This window comes from Marinobacter bohaiensis (assembly GCF_003258515.1).
Lineage (GTDB): Bacteria > Pseudomonadota > Gammaproteobacteria > Pseudomonadales > Oleiphilaceae > Marinobacter_A > Marinobacter_A bohaiensis.
The window spans coordinates 1,205,185-1,226,011 of the sequence record NZ_QGEH01000001.1; the positions used below are offsets into that span (position 1 = coordinate 1,205,185).

General features: G+C 63.9%; 19 protein-coding genes. 12 read left to right on the plus strand and 7 right to left on the minus strand.

The features are described 5' to 3' along the window. Positions 1 to 20 precede the first annotated feature (20 nt). The 3 genes from DKK67_RS05340 to DKK67_RS05350 are packed head-to-tail and all read right to left on the minus strand — an operon-like array spanning position 21 to position 3,032. A complete protein-coding gene (locus DKK67_RS05340) occupies positions 21 to 1,052 on the minus strand; it encodes a FecCD family ABC transporter permease (RefSeq protein ID WP_111495113.1) in 1,032 nt (343 codons plus the stop codon). A 13-nt stretch (positions 1,053 to 1,065) separates the two neighbouring features. Next, complete coding sequence (locus DKK67_RS05345) at positions 1,066 to 2,070, minus strand: FecCD family ABC transporter permease (protein WP_111495115.1); 1,005 nt, start codon at positions 2,068 to 2,070, stop codon at positions 1,066 to 1,068. Beyond that, positions 2,064 to 3,032 (minus strand): ABC transporter substrate-binding protein, encoded by a 969-nt coding sequence (locus tag DKK67_RS05350; protein WP_111495117.1) that lies wholly within the window; start codon positions 3,030 to 3,032, stop codon positions 2,064 to 2,066. Before DKK67_RS05350 ends, DKK67_RS05345 begins: the two co-directional genes overlap by 7 nt. A 155-nt stretch (positions 3,033 to 3,187) precedes the next feature. Here DKK67_RS05350 and DKK67_RS05355 point away from each other — a divergent pair, with 155 nt between their 5' ends. Together DKK67_RS05355 and DKK67_RS05360 are read left to right on the plus strand one after the other, a co-directional pair. Continuing rightward, positions 3,188 to 4,033, plus strand: a complete 846-nt coding sequence (locus tag DKK67_RS05355) for an ABC transporter ATP-binding protein (RefSeq protein WP_111495119.1) — start codon at positions 3,188 to 3,190, stop codon at positions 4,031 to 4,033. Positions 4,034 to 4,041: 8 nt separating this feature from the next. Further along, positions 4,042 to 4,995, plus strand: a complete 954-nt coding sequence (locus DKK67_RS05360) for a sucrase ferredoxin (RefSeq protein ID WP_111495121.1) — start codon at positions 4,042 to 4,044, stop codon at positions 4,993 to 4,995. A 3-nt stretch (positions 4,996 to 4,998) separates the two neighbouring features. Here the strand turns inward: DKK67_RS05360 and DKK67_RS05365 are convergent, their stop codons facing one another. Further along, the gene (locus DKK67_RS05365; protein ID WP_111495123.1) at positions 4,999 to 5,700 is read right to left on the minus strand and encodes a lytic transglycosylase domain-containing protein; all 702 of its coding nucleotides are present in this window, start codon (positions 5,698 to 5,700) and stop codon (positions 4,999 to 5,001) included. Between the two features lie 302 nt (positions 5,701 to 6,002). Here DKK67_RS05365 and DKK67_RS05370 point away from each other — a divergent pair, with 302 nt between their 5' ends. Together DKK67_RS05370 and DKK67_RS05375 are read left to right on the plus strand one after the other, a co-directional pair. After that, complete coding sequence (locus tag DKK67_RS05370; RefSeq protein WP_111495125.1) at positions 6,003 to 6,638, plus strand: DUF1326 domain-containing protein; 636 nt, start codon at positions 6,003 to 6,005, stop codon at positions 6,636 to 6,638. A gap of 10 nt (positions 6,639 to 6,648) precedes the next feature. After that, complete coding sequence (locus tag DKK67_RS05375) at positions 6,649 to 7,437, plus strand: DUF2182 domain-containing protein (RefSeq protein ID WP_204355733.1); 789 nt, start codon at positions 6,649 to 6,651, stop codon at positions 7,435 to 7,437. Positions 7,438 to 7,472: 35 nt separating this feature from the next. Here DKK67_RS05375 and nfsA read toward each other — a convergent pair whose 3' ends face one another. Then, positions 7,473 to 8,210: an oxygen-insensitive NADPH nitroreductase gene (gene nfsA, locus DKK67_RS05380; RefSeq protein WP_111495129.1), complete on the minus strand. Its 738-nt coding sequence runs from the start codon at positions 8,208 to 8,210 to the stop codon at positions 7,473 to 7,475. Positions 8,211 to 8,509: 299 nt separating this feature from the next. Here nfsA and DKK67_RS05385 point away from each other — a divergent pair, with 299 nt between their 5' ends. From DKK67_RS05385 to DKK67_RS05395, 3 genes are all read left to right on the plus strand, one after another. Next, on the plus strand, positions 8,510 to 10,393 hold the full coding sequence (locus tag DKK67_RS05385; protein WP_111495131.1) for a methyl-accepting chemotaxis protein: 1,884 nt from the start codon (positions 8,510 to 8,512) through the stop codon (positions 10,391 to 10,393). A gap of 202 nt (positions 10,394 to 10,595) precedes the next feature. Further along, positions 10,596 to 10,976 carry a SpoIIAA family protein gene (locus DKK67_RS05390; protein ID WP_111495133.1) on the plus strand — a complete coding sequence of 127 codons (381 nt, stop codon included), beginning with the start codon at positions 10,596 to 10,598 and terminating at the stop codon, positions 10,974 to 10,976. Between the two features lie 100 nt (positions 10,977 to 11,076). Further along, complete coding sequence (locus tag DKK67_RS05395; protein ID WP_111495135.1) at positions 11,077 to 11,256, plus strand: hypothetical protein; 180 nt, start codon at positions 11,077 to 11,079, stop codon at positions 11,254 to 11,256. Between the two features lie 33 nt (positions 11,257 to 11,289). Here the strand turns inward: DKK67_RS05395 and DKK67_RS05400 are convergent, their stop codons facing one another. Both DKK67_RS05400 and DKK67_RS05405 read right to left on the minus strand, forming a co-directional pair. Continuing rightward, positions 11,290 to 13,125, minus strand: a complete 1,836-nt coding sequence (locus DKK67_RS05400; RefSeq protein WP_111495137.1) for an ABCB family ABC transporter ATP-binding protein/permease — start codon at positions 13,123 to 13,125, stop codon at positions 11,290 to 11,292. Positions 13,126 to 13,365: 240 nt separating this feature from the next. Continuing rightward, on the minus strand, positions 13,366 to 15,681 hold the full coding sequence (locus DKK67_RS05405) for a CehA/McbA family metallohydrolase (protein ID WP_111495139.1): 2,316 nt from the start codon (positions 15,679 to 15,681) through the stop codon (positions 13,366 to 13,368). 240 nt (positions 15,682 to 15,921) lie between these two features. On the opposite strand from DKK67_RS05405, the gene DKK67_RS05410 reads away from it, so the two are divergent. The 5 genes from DKK67_RS05410 to DKK67_RS21545 all read left to right on the plus strand — a co-directional run bounded on the left by DKK67_RS05410 (position 15,922) and on the right by DKK67_RS21545 (position 20,761). After that, entirely contained in the window at positions 15,922 to 17,229 is a 1,308-nt protein-coding gene (locus tag DKK67_RS05410; RefSeq protein ID WP_111495141.1) for a hypothetical protein, read from the plus strand. A 255-nt stretch (positions 17,230 to 17,484) separates the two neighbouring features. Continuing rightward, entirely contained in the window at positions 17,485 to 17,874 is a 390-nt protein-coding gene (locus tag DKK67_RS05415; protein ID WP_111495143.1) for an encapsulin-associated ferritin-like protein, read from the plus strand. Next, a complete protein-coding gene (locus DKK67_RS05420) occupies positions 17,871 to 18,677 on the plus strand; it encodes a family 1 encapsulin nanocompartment shell protein (protein WP_111495145.1) in 807 nt (268 codons plus the stop codon). The genes DKK67_RS05415 and DKK67_RS05420 overlap by 4 nt, the downstream gene beginning before the upstream one ends. 6 nt (positions 18,678 to 18,683) lie before the next feature. After that, positions 18,684 to 19,670, plus strand: a complete 987-nt coding sequence (locus tag DKK67_RS05425; RefSeq protein WP_111495147.1) for an FAD-binding oxidoreductase — start codon at positions 18,684 to 18,686, stop codon at positions 19,668 to 19,670. A gap of 296 nt (positions 19,671 to 19,966) precedes the next feature. Further along, a complete protein-coding gene (locus DKK67_RS21545) occupies positions 19,967 to 20,761 on the plus strand; it encodes a DUF6615 family protein (RefSeq protein ID WP_162628755.1) in 795 nt (264 codons plus the stop codon). Positions 20,762 to 20,827 lie beyond the last annotated feature (66 nt).

Below are 20,827 nucleotides of genomic sequence, written 5' to 3' on the forward strand. Positions count from 1 at the left end.
TCTTTCCTCTTTCTCCTGCCTCAGCGCCGCAGTCGATAGAGCTGATAGACGAACCAGGGCGCGCCAATCCCCGCGACAAACACCCCGGCCGGCAAATCCCGCGGCAGGAAACCAATCCGACCCACCAGATCCGCAAACAGCAGGATCAACCCGCCGATCAAGGCAGCGGCCAACGCGATTGCCGCGCTGCCCGAGCGCAGCAGGTTGCGCGCCATGTGCGGCGCCACCAGACCCAGGAAGCTCAGGCCGCCGGCAAAGGCCACCGCCGAGCCGGCCAGGGCCACCGCTGCCAGCAGCAGGATCAGGCGGTTTCGTTGCAGGGCGCTGCCCAGCCCCGTGGCCATGTCGTCGCCCATGGCCATCACGTCCAGGTGCCGGGCGCTCCCCAGGGCCAGCGGCAGGAAAACCACCAGCCAGGGCAGCAGCCCCAGCACGTCGCCCCACTGGGCCGCGTAGAGGCTGCCGGTCAGCCACAGGTAGGCGTTCATGGCGGTGGTGTCCGGGCTCATCACCAGCATCAGGGTGATCAGCGCGCCCATCGCCGCGGCAATGCCCACGCCCACCAGAATCAGCCGTCCCGGCGACATGTGTCGCTCCCAGGCCAGTGCCAGGATCACCAGCGCAACGACGAAGGCGCCGGCAATTGCACCGGCCGGCAACAGCGGGCTGCCCTGGGGGGCGATGCCGAGGGTGAGCAGCAGCACCGCAGCGGCCGAAGCGCCGGTGGTGATGCCGATCACGTCGGGAGAGGCGAGAGGGTTGCGCACCAGGCCCTGCAGCAGCAGGCCGGCGATCCCCAGCGCCGCGCCGACCATCATGGCGAGCAGCACCCGGGGCAGGCGGATTTCCCGAACGATCAGGGACAGCTCGGTATCGCCGGTGAGGGCCTGCCACACCGCCAATGGCGAGGTGTCGCGCGTACCCAGGCTCAGCGACACAAAAGCGCTGACGGCCAGGAACAGGGTCAGGCCCGCGATGGTTGTGAGCGTGCGCAGCGGCAGTTTCAGGGCCAGGCGTTCGCCAGCGGTTCTCAGGACCAACGTTTTGCTCATGGCGTACCCCGTGTCATAGCGCGTGTTTTTGTCGGCTGGCCAGGAACAGGAACAGCGGTGTGCCCAGCAGGGCCGTCATCACGCCTACAGGGATTTCCTGTGGCGGGATGATCAGCCGCGCCGCCGTGTCGGCCAGCAGCAACAGGGCCGCGCCCAGCAGGGCGCAGGCCGGCAGCAGCCACCGGTGATCGCGGCCGAAGAGACCACGCGCCAGGTGGGGCACGATCAGGCCAATGAAGCCGATCATGCCGGCCAGGGCCACTGATGCTCCGGCCAGCAGGATGACAATCACGCCCACACCCAGTCGCACCAGCCCGGTTCGTTGGCCCAGCGCGCGGACCAGCTCGTCGTCCAGCCCCAGGATGTTGAGCTGGCGGGTGAGCAGCAGGCACAGCACCAGCGCCGTCAGGAACAGGGGAAGCAGGGACCGCACGGTCTCCAGATCGCGGCCCGATACCGAGCCGGCCAGCCAGAACAGCAGGCTGCCGAAGCGTTCCTGGTTGATCACCAGCAGTCCCTGGGCGAACGACACAAACAGGGCCGTCACGGCAACGCCGGCCAGCACCGTGCGCAGCGGGGAGATGCCGCTGCCGGGCTGGCGGCCCAGCGCGTAGACCAGCGCCGCGGCGACGGCGGCTCCGAGAAACGCGGCCCACACCAGCGTCTGCGGGGCGGAGGTCTGCAGCAGCGCGGCGCTGACCACCACAAACAGCATGGCGCCGGCGTTGATGCCGAGGATGCCTGGTGAGGCCAGGGGGTTGCGGGTCAGCGACTGCATCAGCGCACCGGACACCGCCAGGCTGGCGCCCACCAGCATCGCCAGAACCGCCCGGGGCAGGCGCTCAGCGGTGATGATCAGGTGGCTGGTGGACGCCGGATCAAATGCAACCAGTGCATCGATCACTACGGCCGGAGCCGTGTGGAAGGTGCCCAGCGCCAGGCTGCCGGCAAAACCGGCCAGTACCAGAACCAGGGCGCACAGCAGTCCGGCCAGCTTGCCGGCGCGGGAAGTCAGCACGATGGGCACTCCCTGGCGCTGTCGTCCTCGCCGTCGAACGGCGTCAGGTCGTAGTGGGCGTAGAGGTCGTCCAGCATGCGATTGGCCGCGAGGTAGCCGCCGCCCATGTTCCAGGTCACCGGATCGACGCGGAACACGTCGTGATGTCTGGCGGCCTGCAGTTGTTGCCAGAGCGGGTGGTGGGTCCAGGTCCGGTAGGTGTCCATGACCGCCTCGTCCGACGCCACCATGAAGATAAAGATCGCCTGCGCGTCCATGGCCGGGATGCTTTCCTGGCTGGTCAGCTTGATGCCCCAGCCGGGTTGCTGCTGGGCTTTGGGGCGGCGAAAGCCCAGATCGTCCAGCACCGTGCGGGCAAAGCCGCCGTAGTAGATGCGGGCGTGGTTGCTGCGGAAGCTGATCACCGACACGGTGGGCGGCCAGCGATCCCCCAGTTGGTCCGCCATCTTGCGACGAAAGTCATCGGCGCGGCGTTGCCAGTGAGCCAGCAGCCGTTGCGCCCGGGCATCACGTCCGGTGGCGTGTCCCATGCTTTGGAGCAGCGCCTTGAAGTCGTAGAGCTGATCGGCGATCAGCGTGGGCGCCATGCGCGACAGCAGCGGCTCGATCAGGGTGTGGCGATTGCGGGCGCCGACAATCAGGTCCGGCTTGAGCCAGGCGATACTCTCCAGGTCCGGCTGGGTTTCCAGACCGAGGAACTGCACGTTGGGCAGCGCCGGGCGCAGATAGCGGTACATGGGCTGTTCCACCCAGGATTCCACCACGCCGACCGGCTTCAGCCCGAGGGCGACCGCCGTGTCGGTGGCGCCCTGAAACAGGGTGACCAGGCGTTCGGGCCGGGTTCCGGAGGCATCCGTTGGCGACGCCGGGGCGCCCGTCGCCAGGGACGGAGCGCCGGCAAGCGCGGCCAGGAGAAGGGTGGAGGCGCCCAGCGCCCGCCAGGGTCGTGGGAGCTGAGGCATAGAACGGGCTGGGCTGGGTGGCATGTCCGGTGAGTGTCGTAACGATTCGCGGAATTGAAAATGAGAATCGTAAATAATACCATCCCTCGTCATTCTATTTCGACCTTGATGCCGCGTTGACTCCGGCCAGGAACCTCCATTGCCCGATACTGCCTATGTCTTCACCGCAAGACCCTGATGCCCGCCATCGCCTCGAAGGCCGTGGTCTGGAGGTGACCTACGGCGACCGGGCCGTGCTGCACGGCGTCGACTTCCAGGTCGCCGACGGCGAGGTCACCGTCCTGCTCGGTCCCAACGGCAGCGGCAAGTCGACCCTGCTCAAGACCCTGGCGCGCACCATCGATCCACGCGCCGGGCAGGTCATTCTCGACGGTGAGGGCATTCACGGCCAGTCCACGCTGTCGGTGGCCCGCCGCCTCGGGTTGCTGCCCCAGAGCCCGACCGCGCCTGAGGGCCTGACGGTCCGTGAGCTGGTCGGTCTGGGGCGTTTCCCTTACCAGAGCCTCTGGAAGCAGTGGACCCGCCGTGATGAGGCCGCGGTCCTTGAGGCCATGGATACCGCCGGCGTGTCGGCGCTGGCGGATCGGCCGGTGGATGCGCTGTCCGGCGGGCAGCGTCAGCGTTGCTGGATTGCCATGGTGCTGGCGCAACAGACCGACTTGATCCTGCTGGATGAGCCCACCACGTTCCTCGACCTGAAAGTCCAGGTCGAGCTGTTGGAGCTGCTTGTCCGACTGGCCCACGACCATGGCCGGACGCTGCTGATGGTGCTTCACGACCTCAACCTCGCCGCCACCTACGCCGACACCCTGGTGATGCTCAAGGCGGGGCGGGTCGAGCACGTGGGATCACCGGCGGAGGTCTTCACCGCCGATCGCCTCAAGCACGTCTTTGATCTGGACAGCCACATCATTCACGACCCGCACTCCGGTCGGCCGGTGTGCGTGCCCCGGGTTTCGGTGAGGCAGCCGGCGACCGGGCGTCGCAGCGAAGCATCCTAGGAGCGGTCATGGCCAGTGAAGCAACCGTATTCTGCGCCACACAGAGCCGACAGGTGGACGACCCGCTCCCGGGCTCTGGCGCCCACGCTACGTGCAACCTGCTGATCAGCTGGCCCAGCGGCAAGTGGCTGCGCAGTCTGCGAAAGGCGCGGGACATGAGCGACGCCGTGCTGGACCGCATTGAAGCGGTGTTTGCCGGCGGGCGGCGGGTTAACCTGATTCACCGGCAGCAGCAGGCGTCGGACCGTCACCGCATCTACCTGATGCCCGAGAACCTGACGCTGGAGGTGCCCCGGAAGCAGCTTCCCGATTTTCTGGAGGCGCTGCTCAACGGCGACGACCTGGAAGCCTGGGGAGCGACCCGCGCCGATAAACCGCTGATCCTGTGCTGCACCCACGGCAAGAAAGACAAGTGCTGCGCCAAGTTTGGCAACGCGACTTTCCAGGCACTCGAACGCGCGGTGGCGCAGGGTGGCGGACGGTTTGAGGTGTGGCAGAGCTCCCACCTGGGCGGTTGTCGCCTGGCGGCCAGCACCATGGTGTTTCCGGCGACCCGTAAGTACGGCCGACTCGATGCCGGGCATATCGAACCGTTACTGGCTGCCGAGCTGGCGGATCGTCCCTATTGGCCCTGTTATCGTGGTAACTCGATGCTGAACCCCTTACAGCAATGCGCGGAGGTAGCGGCCCTGCAGTGGCTGGAGAACAACGGGGTTGTCGCCCGGGTTGAGCTGGAGAGCGGCGGGGAAGTGGCCGAAGGCAGGGCGACGGTGTTGTGTGCGTGGCGCAGCGACGACGCGCAGGGCCGGCTCGTCGTCCACTGCGCTCAATCCCGGGTTTTACGCTACGACACCTGCGCGGATATCGGGCCGGATGGTCCCGCCACCGCGACCGTCTGGCGAGCCAGTGATGTGCAGGCCCTCGAATCCTCCCGTTCCCTGAACGTCACGGCGGGCGGCTAAGCGTTACTGGCTGTCCGCGTAGCGATCCCGCAGAATCCCCACCCGCTTCACGTAGGCCTTGGTTTCCGCATAGGGCGGCACGCCGCCGTAGCGGGAGACGGCGCCAGGCCCCGCGTTGTAGGCCGCCGTGGCCAGACGCACATCACCGTTGAACTGCTTGAGCATGCGGGCCAGGTAGTCGACGCCGCCACGAATGTTCTCCGACGCCACCAGGGCGTTATTCACGCCCAGTTCCCGAGCCGTTGCCGGCATCAGTTGCATCAGCCCCTGGGCGCCCTTGGACGACAGGGCCTCGGGGTTGAACGCCGACTCCGCGTGAATCACCGCCCGGACCAGGGACTTATCCACACCGTAGCGGTCCGCCGCCTCCTGGATTTCGTGACGATAGGGCGTGCGGAACAGAGGGGTCGTATGCCAGTTCACTGACGAGTTGGGGTTGCAGGCGTAGCAGGAGAAGCGGATCACGTCGTCCACCTGGCCGTGGTCGGGCCGCTCCCCGCTGTAGGACACCACGCCGTTGTCGTCCCGATAACGGTAGACCACCTCATTCTTGGTGGAGGCGATGGCATCGCCCTTGACGTTGGTGAACTCCACCGAACCGTCCGGGAGCACCACGCGCTTGATGGTGTCGGCCGCCAGGGGGGCGCACAAAAGCAGACCCGCCAGTGCGAGAAACGCTAGGGGAGAGTGGGTTTTACCTGTCATGGTCGTTCAGCTGTTCCGGTCTTCCTTGTCACACGCCGCTGTGCACAGAGCATAGCATTTGCGTGCATCATAAGCGTTTGAGCCCCGGATGAAATCCCTTCGTTTGTGAGAGAACTGTTACGTTTGGAACGCTGTTAACCGGTTCCGTTTCTCCGGTGTTCCTCGCCGTCGTAACGGACGCCACTATCCACGCTCTGCTTGCGCCACATCGATCTAACAGACTGTAAAACGGGGCTTGGGTACAGGCCCCGCGCGTTATTAACCTGAGGGTTGAGGCGGCGAGACTCAGAGGAGCCGCAGCAATGGACACGGTTGATTGGCGACTGAAGGGTTTCGAATTCATTAACTGCAATTGCGACTACGGTTGCCCGTGCCAGTTCAACGGGCGGCCGACGCAGGGGGACTGCAAGGCGATTGGCGCCGTCCGCGTGGACGACGGTTATTTCGGGGATGTCCGGCTCGACGGTCTGTCCTTTGTGATGACCCTGAAATGGCCGGGAGCGATCCACGAAGGCAACGGTGAGGCCCAGGCGTTCATCGACGAGCGGGCCACCCAGGAACAGCGCGATGCCCTGCTGGCGATCCTGTCGGGAGAAACCTCCGAGCCGGGGGCCACGTTCTTCAATGTGTTTGCCAGCACCATGACGAAGATGCACGACCCGGTGTTCTGTGACATCCGGATCGAGGGTGATGTGGACGACCGGACCGCCCGGGTCAAAGTCGGTGACATGATTGAGGCCGAAGGCCAGCCGATCATTAACCCGGTGACCGGTGAAGCGCACCGGGCGCGTATCGACCTCCCCGGGGGCTTCGAGTATGCGGTGGCGGAAGTGGCCAGTGGCCGAACCCGGGCCAGCGGCGCGATTCCGCTGGCACTGGATGCCAGTCACAGCCATATGTCGCGCCTGGATATCGGGCCGACCGGCGTGCACCGTTAGGTGATTCGGCATGGGCAATGTCGGCTCCCGGGCGCTACCGAACCAGTCTCTCTCGCGTCAGAGTATGGCCCTGCTCGGCGGTGTCGGGCTGGTTATCCTGCTGAGCTGGTGGTACCTGGTGGACATGGCGCTGGGCATGGACAGCATGGCGTCCATGGGGCAGATGATGACGTTCCGGCCCTGGACCGCGACCTACGCCGTCATGATGTTCCTGATGTGGGCCATCATGATGATGGCCATGATGCTGCCCAGCGCGATTCCCATGGTCCTGGTACACCGCCAGGTGGCGGCCTATAACCGGCAGCCTCGACAAACCGCCGGAACGCTCCTGTTCGTGACCGGCTACGGCCTGGTCTGGGTGCTGTTCAGCGTCGTGGCGACGGTCCTGCAGTGGCTGCTGGAGCAGTGGGCGATCCTGTCACCCATGATGCGCAGCCAGAGCCTGGTGTTCAGTGGCGTGGTGTTGTTGCTGGCCGGGCTGTACCAGTGGTCTCCCTGGAAAGCGGCGTGCCTGCGTCACTGTCGAGGCCCGGCGGGGTTTATCATGCAGCACTGGCAACCGGGGCTGGCCGGCGCGTTGCGCATGGGGCTGGTGCACGGCGCCTACTGTGTGGGCTGCTGCAGCGCCCTGATGGTGTTGCTGTTCGTCGGCGGGGTGATGGATCTGCTGGTGATCGCCGGCCTGACCCTGGTGGTGTTGCTGGAGAAGGTGATGCCCGGCGGCGAATGGCTGGCCCGGGGCCTGGGGGGGTTATCGGTCCTGGCGGGGAGCTGGTTGCTGGTATCGGCGTTGGCCTGAAGCCGGGCGCTGGCCGGCTCCAGGTACGCGATTGGCTACTTCAGCCCGAAGCCTCGCTGCTTGAGGAAGTCGCTCATGTGCGGGCGCAGCTTGGAGGTGAACAGCGGCTTGAGCTGTTCCGACCAGTTAGTGTCCTTGGTGCCGCCGGTGCGGGAATGGTAGTAGTCGCGCATGGTGCTGTCGAAGGCGGCCACCAGCGGATCGTCCTGGGCGTCCTGGTAATAGTCCTCCTTCAGCACGGCCTCGATGGGCAGGCGTGGCTTCACTTCCGGCGACTGATCGGGATAGCCCAGGCACAGGCCGAAGACCGGGTAGACGTGCTCGGGCAGGTGCAGCAGCTCGCTGACCTCCGCCGGGTTGTTACGGATGCCACCGATGTAGCAGATGCCCAGCCCCTCGGACTCGGCCGCCACCACCATGTTCTGGGCCATCAGCGCGGTATCCACGCTGGCCACCAGCAACTGTTCCATCATGCCACGGACCACGTCCGCCCCGGCGCGCTCGGCCGCTTCGGTGGAGCGTTTCATGTCAGCGCAGAACACCAGGAAATCCGAACACTCGGCGATGTAGGCCTGGCCACCGGCCAGTTCGGCCACTTTGGCGCGGTTGTCCGGATTCACCACGTGGATGATGGAATAAGCCTGCACGTGGTTGGAGGTGGCCGCGCTCTGGCCCGCGCGCACCAGGGTTTCCAGCAGGGGGCGGGGGATTTTCCGGTCGCTGAACTTGCGGATGGAGCGGTGCGATAACAGGGTCTCGATGGTCGGATTCATGGAACCTCGCTGTAATCCGGTGGGACGAACGCTCATTCTGCCTGTTTTTCGGGTGAGCTCAATCGTTGGCCTTGACCGGGGAAACGTCTGAAACCGGCAATCAATACGGCAACATGACCGTGAGCATGTTAAAAGCTGTTAAACGCATAGAAAGTAACAAAAAACACATAGAATCTCGTGCGACCAACCGGAACAATTCGCCCTAAATAGAATAAAAGCAATGGCGGATTACCACAGCATTCATTTCACGAAGTCGTGCCGTTCGCAACAACGTGCCGTTCATAATAAGGAGAAGGCCGGTGTCCCTGAATCTGTCCTGGCGTCAGAAATTTCTCGCGTTGATCGTGGTCACGCCCCTGGGCTTCCTCGCCATCGCCCTCGCTGTGATCTGGGGGTTGGAGTCTGTGTCCTCGTCCTACCGGGACGCCTTCGACATGATCAATCACCAGAGTCGCTACGGCGATCTCATCACCCGCTACAACGGCGTCGAAAAAGACCTGGCGAATTTCCAGTCAGCGGATCGCGATGCCGTGATCCAGCGCCTCGATACTTTTCTCGCCAAAGCCCAGGATCTGAGCGCCCAGAGCAAGAAGCTGGACGACCCGGCGGTGCGCAAGCTGGCGGACCAGGTGTCCAGCCAGTCGCGCCAGTATGTCGAGCAGCGCAAGACCTGGATCGACGAGCTGCAGACCCTGGGCCTGACCGATGAGGAGGGCATGCGCCAGACGCTGACCAAGGCGCTGCTGGACCTGAAGAATCTGTCCATCAGTCTCTTCGACGAGACGGTTGAAGCGGTTGAGCAGGGCAAGTCCCGCTACATCAACGAGCGCGATGTCACCGGCGCCGAGGGGGCTCGTCAGGCGGTATCGGATCTGGAAGCCCTGGTCAAACAGTACGATTGGGAAGACAACGTGATCGGCGAGAAGGTCAAGGCCTACCGCAAGACCTTCGACCAGGCTGACAATCAGATGCAGGCCCTGCTGGCTGTGGACAGCCAGGCCACCGCCTCGGGTGAGGCCCTGCAAGCGGCCGTCATGAAGCTGAGCGAGACGCTGCACTCCAGCATCGTGGCCCGCTCGCTGGCCGAGGCCGAGAACGCGGAAACCTCAGCCCGCTGGGCCAGCCTGGGCACCCTGGGCGTTTTCGGACCGGTGCTGGTGATCGCGCTGTTCATTGCGTCCCGCACCCTGGTGCGCCGCCTGCAGCGGACGGTGGAAGTGCTGTCCGGCGTGTCCGACGGCGACCTGACCCGGCACCTGACGCCCGGCAAGAATCCCCGCGATGAGTTCAACCAGCTGGCGTCGGCGGTGAACCAGATGATCGACAACATCGGCCACCTGATGCGCGACGCCATCGGCAGCACCGACAGCCTGGTCCAGGTGCGCCAGCAGCTCGACCAGAGCATGGCGCGTCTGGCGGCCAACAGCGACACGGTCGAATCACAGACCGTGCAGGCGGCCACCGCCAGCCAGCAGATTTCCGTCACCCTGGCGGATGTGGCCCAGCGCACGTCCCAGGTGGGCGTGTCCACCCAGAAAGCCAATGAAGCGGCCCAGTCCGGCGCCGAGGTGATCCAGAAAAACATGGCCACCATGGACAGCCTGTCTGACCTGATCCAGGAGTCCCACAATCACGTCAAGCAGCTGACCCAGTCCAGCTCCCGCGTCACCGGCATCATCGACGTGATCAACGGGCTGGCGGACCAGACCAACCTGCTGGCCCTCAACGCGGCCATCGAGGCGGCCCGGGCGGGCGAGGCGGGTCGTGGCTTCTCGGTGGTGGCCGACGAAGTGCGCACCCTGGCCCAGAAAACCGTCGAGGCCACCAACAGCATCGTCAGCATCATCGATGACCTCAACAAGCAGACCCGCCTGATGGACCAGGTGATCGGCAACGGCCTGAAACTGGTGGAGGAAAGCGAAGCCAGCGCCGGCGAGATCGCCAGTGCCATGGGCCATGTCACCGAGTCCATTGCCTCGCTGACTGCCGAGATGGACCAGGTGGTGGTCGCCGTCGAGGAAATCTCCACCACCACCGACGACATTGCCCAGAAGATGGAGGAAATCCGTCACCAGAGTGGCGAGTCCCAGACCATCGGCACCGAGCTGGGCGAGCAGAACCAGCGCCTGGCGGATCACTCCGAGCGCCTGTCCGGCAGCACCCGCCGCTTCCGGGTGGCCTGAAGCAGGCCCTCTCCGGTGCGGCCCGGACGGCGGCCGTGCCGGGGTTTTCCTCCCGCCTGTCTGGCACCCGGAGATTGTCTGAGCTGGATCAAACTGTTGCCTCGCGTCGGTGTCAAACTGAATGCAGGAGCAGTGTCAGTCGCTCCCGAAAAGTCGCCCCCGGAAAAAGGGGCGGACATGAGCTGGGATGGGAGGAACGGTGATGGACATCAGAAGACATGGCTTGGCCATCGGTATCGCGCGGGTCGACAATCAGTTCCTGCTGACTTTCAAGGCGCAGGGCAAGCTGACCCACGAAGACTATGAGACCATCACGCCGATGATCGAGTCCGCCCTGGCGGCGGTGGAGAAACCGAGGATTAAAGTGTTGTTCGACGCCTCCGAGCTGGAAGGCTGGGGGCTCCGGGCGGCCTGGGATGACTTCAATCTAGGCCTCAAACACGGCAAGGAGTTCGACCGGATTGCCATCTTCGGCGACAGGCACTGGCAGGATCATGTCGCCAAGATCGGTGCCTGGTTCATCTCCGGTGACCTGAAGTTCTTCAAGACGGAGGCCGAGGCGCTGGCCTGGCTGAACGGCTGAGCTTGTCCGGTTGAGACTGTCAGGTTGAGATTACCGGCGAGGGCGGCGGCTTTACCCGGCGTCGACCGCGTGATGCAATGGCCGTCAGGAGGTACCGATTGTGACAACACTGCTGATCATCCTGGCGGTCCTGTTCCTGACCCTGTTTATCCTGATACCGATTCTGGAGAAGTACGCCGGCAACGACGACGGGCGCGACTACAGCAAACTGACCCGCTGGATTTTCCCGCTGCTGGCGCTGCTGATCGTCATGCAAATGGTGCAGCATTTCTTCTTCTAGGGAGCCGGGCAAGGGGCTCCCCAAAGGGCCTTTCTAGTCGGGTCCGGGCGTTCTGGCATCGGCGATCGGGGACTCCTGCCGGGCATCGTCCCGGTGCTGCTGGCGCCAAAGCGCCGCGTAATGGCCGTTTCTGGCCAGCAGACTGGCGTGGTCGCCGCTTTCGACGATGGCGCCCTGGTCCAGCACCAGGATGCGGTCGGCGTCGCGAATGGTGGACAGGCGGTGGGCGATCACCAGGGTGGTGCGGCTGCGGCTGACCTCGTTCAAAGCGCCGAGAATGGCTTGCTCCGAGAGAGAATCCAGTGACGAGGTGGCCTCATCCAGGATCAGCAGCGGCGGGTTCTTGAGGATCACCCGCGCGATGGCCACCCGCTGCTTTTCACCGCCGGACAGCTTCAGTCCGCGTTCCCCCACCCTGGTGTCATAGCCCTCCGGCAACGCTTCGATAAACCGGTCCAGATGGGCCAGCCGGGCGGCGTGATGCACGTCCTCCGCCGTTGCCTCCGGTCGCCCGTAGGCCAGGTTGTTGTAGAGGCTGTCGTTGAACAGCACCGTGTCCTGGGGCACCACGCCGATGGCGCGGCGCAGGCTGTCCTGGGTGACGTCGCGGATGTCCTGGCCGTCGATGGCGATGCCGCCGCTGTCCACGTCGAAGAAGCGGAACAGCAGGCGGGCCAGGGTGGACTTGCCGGCGCCGCTGGCGCCGACCACGGCGACCTTGGTGCCGGCTGGGATCGTAAAGTCGATGTCCCGCAGAATCGGGCGATCGGGACGGTAGGCAAAGCCCACGTGTTCAAAACGGACGGTCGCGCCGTCGGTGGCCAGCTCTGGCGCGTTCGGTTTGTCGGTGATCGTGGGCGGCTGCTCCAACAGCCCGAACAGCCGTTCCACATTGACCAGAGCCTGGCGAATCTCCCGGTACACGAAGCCCAGCGCATTGAGCGGGATGAACAGTTGGATCAGGTAGGCGTTGATCATGGTGAAGTCGCCCAGGGTAATGGCGCCGCTGATCACGTCCGACACCGCCATACCCATGATCACGATCAGCGCCACGCCGATGATCAGCGCCTGGCCGGCGTTGAGCGTGGCCAGTGACAGCCGGTTTTTCAGACGCGCGCCTTCCCAGGCCTTGAGGTCCTCGTCGTAGACTTTCGATTCGTGGGCCTCGTTATTGAAGTACTTCACCGTCTCGTAGTTGAGCAGGCTGTCCAGGGCGCGGGCGTTGGACTCGTTGTCCCGGGCGTTGGATTCCCGCACGAAGCCCGTGCGCCACTCGGTGACCTTGACCGAGAAGATGATGTAGGCCAGCACCGCGACGACAATGGCCACCACATACGCGGGCCGGAAGGCGACCAGCAGGATGCCGGCCACCAGAATGATTTCCAGGATGGTGGGCACGATGTTGAACAGGGTGAAGCGCAGCAGGAAGCTGATGCCGGTGCTGCCGCGCTCCATGTCCCGGGCCAGCCCGCCGGTCTTGCGATCCAGGTGGAACGCCAGCTCCCGGGCGTGCAGGTGCTCGAACACCTTGAGCGACACCCGCCGCATGGCGCGTTCCGCCACCCGCGCGAAGATGGCATCGCGCACCTCGTTGAACAGCGTGCCGCTGAAGCGCAGCAGGCCGTAGCCCACCACCAGCATCACCGGCACCCACAGGGCGGCCTCGCCGCCGCGGCCCTGGTCGAGGGCATCGACGATGTATTTCAGCGCCACCGGCGTGGCGACCGTGGCCAGTTTGGCGATCACCAGGCAGACCGCGGCCAGGATCACGCGGCCGCGGAATTCCAGGAAGTAGGGCCAGAGGCTGGCGATGATGCGCCAGTCCGGTTTTCTGCTGGCGAAATCGTCTTTGTCGGCGTAAGGATTCAAAGCCGTGGTTGTCCTGTGACGGTGGGAATGATCAGGAAGTACGTGCACTGAGCGGTGACCGATCTGTCGAGTATCGCGGTGTCGAACGGCCCCGGCAAGCCCGCATTGGATGCGGCGACGCAAATGAAAGGCGCAGCCAAAGAGCGGCGTTGCGAGAGAATCGTGCTGTGAAAGAAGAATGCTGCGAAGGGAAAGAGACCGATCACGGAGCGGGCGGCGCCCCGTGACCGGTTGGAGGGATCAGCTTTCGGTGGAGGCGTCTTCGTCTTCGGCCGCTTCGGGGTCAGCCGGGGCCGGACGGTGCTCCATGGCGTTGATCCAGATCGGGTTGGAGAACGCCTTCTTGCCCTCGGCGTCTTCCACCACGACCGCGTAGAAGGTGTCTTCGTAGGCGGTGATCTCGAACTCGGCTCGGCCCTTCACGTCATCCTCGTCGAAGGAACGCTGTTCGACCACCTGGCCGTCCTGGCCGATTAGCTGGATCGACTTGAGGCCGTTGGCCGCTTCCAGGTCGAAGCCCAGGGTGGTGCTGTCGCCGAGCTTCATGTTCAGGTCGTCGCCGAACACCTGGTCCGGGTAGACCATCGGCCCGAAGGTGACGAACGCGTGGCCGTCACGCAGGGCAGTGACAAAGCTGGGGGCGTCGAGATGGCCGGACACCTTGGCATAGGCGCGTACGGCGCCCGAGCGGTGCTTCCAGACGTCGTGCACGTCGGAGCCGGCGCTCAGGTAGATACGCTCGCCGTGGCTCCAGTGATCCCAGGCCTTGCGCAGGGTCTTCTCGTACTCGCCCTCGGCGTTGATCTCCATCAGGTCGAAGCGCGGGAAGTAGCCGCCGGTCGCGGTGCCGTTCTCCACGTTAGTGTAGTAGCCGTACTTGATGTACGGGTGGTTCATCTGGATGGCCTCGCCGCCCAGAGCCTGCGTCTGCTCCATGATGTCCTGCACCGACGCCTCACCGGAGTTGAGGGTGTAGTTCGCTTCCGGATCGATCGGGTAGGGGTTGAAGTGGCCCCAGGACGGCGAGATCTCGATCGACGGGATGAACGGCACATCGCGGCTCGCGGACAGCTTGGCCGCTTCCGGCAGGTTGCGGGTGGTGTCGTGATCCAGCAGCAGGGTCAGGTCCAGACCGGCGGCCAGCTGCGAGCGGATCGCGAACTCCGGCGGTGTGAAGCCGTCCAGCACGTCGGAGTGATGGTGCATGTCGGCGGCGTACCAGCCGTGCTGGTTGGGGAAGGCGACCTGCTCGACCTCGACTTCCTCGGTGGTCGTCTCGCCGGCGTCCACATCCACGTCAACCCGCGTGGCGCGGCTCAGGAAGTTCTCGCCGTAGCTCACGTCGAACTCGTAGTCGCCCGGGGCGATGGCGATTTCCCGTTCGCCGACCGTGTCCAGCTCGGTGAAGTAGGTGGTCTGCCCCAGGAAACCGACCAGCGGCGTCTGCCCTTCGCGGATGGTCAGGCGGGCATCGCGGGGTTCTTCGCTGTCCTCGTCAACGACCTTGAAGTGCACCTTGCCGGGCGCGCGCACGTCGTCGAAATCGATCGTCCGGTCGCTGTCGGCGGTGACCGTGACCGAGACCGACTCACTGTCGGCGTAGCTGCGGCCTGTGGCGTACAGCTCGTACTGGCCGGTGGGCAGGTTCAGGTCGTAGGCGCCGTCCTGGCCGACCACCCAGGTGTAGGGCTCGCCGTCGCGTTCCACCACGACCACGGGCTTGTCGACGCTCTCGCCGTCCGGTGTCTGGACGCTGCCGGAGAGGTGGCCGGATTCCATGCCCAGGCGCTCGATGTCAGAGTCGACCGCGCGGGCGATGCTGCCGTCCGGCAGCACCTGGATCCAGGCCTCGAAGATGCGCGACGCCTTGGGAGCGAGGTCCTGCTGCTCGTACAGGTCGCGGGCGTCGTAGTCGATGTAGTTCATGTAGGGCGCGTGCAGCACGAATCCCCAGTTCTCGTCATAGGCGGCGGACCAGTTCGCCACGGCCTTGTCGGTGGGGCCTTCCTCGGTGCCGTGCATGCCCGGCGGACCAAACAGGTGGCCGCCGTCCGGCCACATCACGTAGCCGGACAGGATGTCCTTGTAGTGCTTCTTGCTGTGGTTGGTCATCTCGGTGACCACGTGGATCTGGTCGGATCCTTCCTCCAGCGAGTAGACGGTGACCAGCTCCACGCCTTCCCAGTCCCGCTCGACGCGGACAACCGCGCGATCGTCGTCGTCCTCGACGATCCGGAAGCGCTGATAGGTGGTGGGCCAACTGGACCAGTTGTTGGGAATGAAATCGATCAGGGACACCTTGTCCCGGGCCGGCTTGCCGTCGATCACCGGCGCGGCGTCGATGATGCCGCCAGGCGCCACGCCCCACGGCGGCGGGGTCTTGACGGCGATGGACGCCACCAGGCGGTCGTTGCGCAGGGTGATGTCTTCAGCGGATTGGGCGTCCCCGTTGACCAGCGGGGTGGCGCCGCGCTCGACGGAAACGTCGGCAGAGGCTTGGCCCGCGCCCAGGGCGAGGCCCAGTAGCGCGAATGCGGTCAGGCGTGCAGTGGACATGGTATCTCCTTATGGCCTTGTCGTATGCGAGTCGGGTGTCGGAAACCGGTTTGTTGGATCTTGTGTCGTCCGTGTGCGGTGCCCGGCTGAAGGGAAGGGTACGAAGCCTTGAATGTCTGTTCAATAGCCATCTTTGTTCCGGCGTTCTGCCGGAACTGTCAAGAACCCTCGCACAATTGCGAATACCACCGGTTGCATAGCTTGCTTAGAATACAGGCTTCGCTCGCTGAAGGATGCCCCATGCCGTTTTCGCCCCGCTCGCTGCTGGCCTACCTGTCCCTGATCCTGGCGGTTTTTGCGTTCCTGCCCGGCGCCACCTATGCCGGTGCCCTGGCGGTGGCGATCGTCGTCATACTGGGCTGGAAGGACATGCGACGGGTGCCGCAGGGCGTCTTCCTGGTGGCCTGTATCGGCCTGGTCTATGCCCTGTGGCGCGATATCGACCTGCTGGCGCCGGCGGTGGCCAACGTCACCCGGCTGGCGGGGCTGGTGCTGGCGGTGATGCTGCTGTCGACGGTGCTGGGGCGCTCAAGGGATCTGCAGCGGATTTCGGTGAGCCTGTTCGCGGGCCGCCCCACCACACGGTACCTGAGTCTGGCGTTTGGTACGGCGATGGTGTCCATCCCCCTGAATTTCGGCTCCGTCGCCGTGGTGGGCAGCCTGGTGGGCGAACGCATCCGCCGGGACGGCGACTCCGCCGCCACCCGCAACGCCACCCGGGCGGTACTGCGCGGGTTCGGCACCACGCCCTCGTTCTCGCCCCTGTCCATCTCGGTGGTGCTGACCCTCACCCTGCTGCCGGGGCTGACCAGCGCTTCACTGATGGCTGTGGCCATTCCGTTTGCGGTTTTGATGGTGTTTCTGGGGCTCATCTGGCGCGAGCCGGAAGCGCCGGAGGAAGAGGCGGGCACGGACGAATCCGCCAACCTGGCCGCGTGGTTGCGCTTCGCCGGCGTGATCGTGGCGATCTGCATTGGCGTCTTTGTGCTGAGTCACCAGTTTGCCGTGAGCTACGCCCACGCAGTGACGCTGAGCTGTCTGGCGGTGGTGATCGGGGCCCGGCTGCTGGCCTGGAGCCGTCGCCGGAACCCGCCGCTCGCCAGCATGGACAAGGTGAGCAACGAGCTGGCCATCGTCGGTGGATCGGCCTTTATCGGCGCCATCATCAGCGGTCTCGTCCTGGGCCAGATCAACGGCGCCGCCGAACTGCCGCACTGGAGCTGGCCGCTGCTGGCCGCCTGCGTGCCCTGGATATACTTCCTGGCGGGCCTGGCCGGCATCAACCCGATCGTCATCGGCACCCTGGCCGGCGGCATCCTCGGGTCGATCTGGCCGGAAGGCGCCGTCCTCGGTCTGGGCGTGGCCATGGTCACCGGCTGGGGCATCACCGCCTTCGGTACGCCCTTCGCCGCCAACGCCCTGATCATGGAGCGTCTGACCGGCTACCGGGCCAACGACGCCTCCCTCAAGTGGAGCCTGGCGCTGTCCTGCACCGGGCTGGGCCTGGCCAGCGTCCTGTCTGCCGGCATCACCTACGCCCTGAACTGATTACGCCCTGAACTGATTCGTTCGTCCTGCCGGGAGCGGCGTGACCTGCGCCATCGGGGCCTTGTGTCCATCAAACGCCGTTTCCTGTTGCTTGTCGGAAGCATCCATGGCCCGTTACCGACGTGTCATCTCCCCTTGTAATCCGCTTTTTGTGTCATAAGGTTAGTAAGTAAGCCTCTTTACGCGTCCCGAATGCGGACAGCGCTGATTTCGATCCACCCATGCGTTTCAATTCATTCGACTCTGGAGATTGCGATGGCGGGTGCAAGTGAGAGCTTTCATGAATCCGAGGAGCTGTTATCGGAGCAGACCAAGGAGATGCACCGGGCCCTGGTGTCCGTGCAGGAGGAACTGGAAGCGGTCGACTGGTATCAGCAGCGCGCGGATGCCAGCAGCAATGAGGAACTGAGAGGACTGTTGCTGCACAACATGCGCGAAGAAATCGAGCACGCCTGCATGGTGCTGGAATGGCTGCGGCGCAACCACCCGGACTTCGCCCAGCAGATGTCCATCTACCTGTTCTCCGACAAGCCCATCCTGGAGGCCGAGGAAAGCGACAAGGACCTCAGCGATGCCAGGGCGGACGATTCCGGGGGCACGCTCAACGCGTTCACCATTGGTACCATGAAGGGGGCGTCGTCATGAATTACCTGAATCGGGGCAACGCGTCTTTCTCCCAGGAGATCTGGGAGCAGATCGATCAGGTGGCCGTTACCGCCGCACGGGAAATCCTCACCGGCCGCCGCTTCCTGGACGTCGACGGACCCTACGGTGTGGGCCTGACCGCCATCGAAGTGGGCGAGGAGGGCTACTGCCGTCAGCCGGCACCCGATGAAGCCGGCGCCGTGCTTAGTCGCGCGGTGGCGATTCCCATGCTGCGCAAGAGTTTCGACCTCAGCGTGCGGCGCCTGGAAGGCTTCCAGTCCATGGGGCAGCCGCTGGACCTGCGTTCGGTGGAAGACGCCGCCGAAGCCGTGGCCCGGCGCGAAGAGGAGTTCATCTACTACGGCCAGCCTGATTTCGGTCTGGAAGGCCTGATGACCGCGCAGGGCCGCAATGAGGTCAAGTGTGCCGACTGGAGCAAGATCGAGGAAGCGCTCAACGACGTGCTGGCGGCGGTCAACCACCTGGACGACAAGGGCTTCCACGGCCCCTACGCCCTGGCCCTGTCGCCGCGTTGGTACAACCTGCTGTTCCGGCGCTACGAAGGCACCGACATGCTGCAGCTGGAGCATCTCAAGCGCCTCTGCGAAGTGGGTGTGTTCAAGGCCGAAATCGAGGGCGGGGTGCTGGTCGACCCGCGCGCCGGCCGCATCATCGTCGGCCAGGACCTGATGACCGGCTACTCCAGCAACGACGGCATCCATCACCAGATGTTCGCCAGCGAGAGCCTGGTGCTGCGGGTGGAGGAGCCCGGCGCCATCTGCTCCCTGTCGAAGAAGAAGTAAGCCGCCATGGCGAGCCCGTCCGACATCCGCCGGGCCCGACAGCTCGCCCAGGCCACGCTGGAGGACCTGGACAGCCTGGATCAGTCACGCCGGAACAGCGGGGATGCGGGACTGCGGTCGATGCTGTCCCGCATTCACCAACGCCGCTGGGCGCAGTCGTCCCGGTTGCTGGAATGGGCCGGGCGCCAGATGGGCGGCGTGGTGCCAGAGATCCCCGCCGACCACGGCGAGGCCGGAACCGACGCCGCCGAACCCGAACCTGGGGCAAACGGAACCCCATCACCAGCAGCAGAAGACCCGACTCGTCCGACCGTCAGCGAGATCGTCACCGTGGCCGACGATCTGGTGCGCTTTATCGTACCGCGCCCGGCGGATTTCCGCTTCGAACCCGGCCAGTCGGTCAAGGTCGGCGTGGGCGACGTCCGACGCAGCTTCTCCATCGTCTCCGCGCCCCACGAACCGCAGCTGGAATTCTTCGTGGAATTGGTCCCGGGCGGGCGCATGTCGGAGCAGTTGCGGAACCTGACGGTCGGCCAGCCGGTCGAGTTGGGCCAGCCCAAGGGCGGACTGCGCTTCGACAGCCGCTTCACCAATCACCTCATGATCTCCACCGTCACCGGTGTGAATCCCTTCATCAGCATCCTGCGCGCCGCGTTCCAGCAGACCGGTCCCGGACACCGCTTCCACGTCCTGCAGGGCGCCAGCTATCAGGACGAATTCGGCTACGCCGACGAACTGACCGAGCTGGCCACCGCCCATCCGAACCAAGTGTGTTACCTGGCCACCGTCAGTCGCCCGGACGAGGCGCGTAATGCGGGTTGGTCCGGCTGCACGGGTCGGGTGGATACGCTGGTGGAAGACTACATCCGGGAAGCGGGGCTGCAGCCGGAGGACACGCTGGTGTACCTGTGCGGTCACTCCGGCATGATCGATGCGCTGGCGCCGCGTTGTCGGGAACTGGGGTTTGAGGTGCGTACTGAGAGTTATGACTAAGAGCCCGCCGCCCCTCGGGAAACCGGCACAGACCCGTTTTGCGGATCACCAACCCCTAAATTAAACCTGCCCCGGCTTTCCTGTCCGCGATACTGTTTTTTATACAGTTATATTGAAATGACAAAATGAAGAAGCCAAACGAAGACATGGCGCTAACGGCGACGAGACGCTAAAGTGTTGTTTAAATGGAATTAACGACCGTGCCGAGACCGCCCGTAGGGCGACATTATCGAGAACGCACGATTATTCGATATTGCGGAACGCGGTCTAATCACTGTTAAAACTCAAGGGAAGTCATGACTCAATATCAGGAGAGCTTCAACCTTCTCCGAAGACTCGCAAAGGACACCTTTTATCGGATGCTTCATGGTCATGAATTAGACTGTGTTCAATCTGAGGAGACGCTAACTGATATAAATCTTCTCGAAATAAAGAGAGAAGGCCTATATTTTTTCCGTGTGGATAAGCCGACAAAACATGAAGAAAAAGAGAAAGGCTTCGACTGGGAATTTTGGATTGGTTGCAATCTAAGCGGATGGGACCGATATGCTGTTCAAGCGAAGAGAATGTATTTGGAATCTGGAAAGTACGAACGGCTCAGGCATAAACATAAGGGCGCCACTAAATTCCAGATCGAAGTATTAGAGGATTTTGCCCAATCGACCGGAGCGATCCCTTTGTATTGTTTCTATAATGCTATTGATCATGCACAGCTTAAAGGTCACTGGCATTGCACCTATCCGCCAGAGCTCGAACAAATGGGATGCACGATTGTTCCACTTCGAATAGTGAAACAGGCTCACAAGCCTAGAAAACCAAAGTCATTCAAAGACCTGCATAAGGACTCTTCCGCAAAGCCTTGGCAGTGTCTTTTATGTCCAGGTGTTTTGAACCCTAAATTGGCTCAGCACCCTAATGGATTTTTGCCAGAGGACGGTAGTTACAAGAAATACGAGCGTCTACCGAGTCATTTGACCTACTTTCAAGAAACGGGAATTATCGAAGACCTACCTAGCGATCTCTATACATCAGAGCTGGGCGGTTACCCTAAGAGAATCATGGTGATAGACACCGGCGGCAAAGAGTTTTAACAATCGGCTGCACCGCGACCGATTTTCCGCCGCTTTGCGGCTCCAAACCGGCGCGTGAGCCGGGCG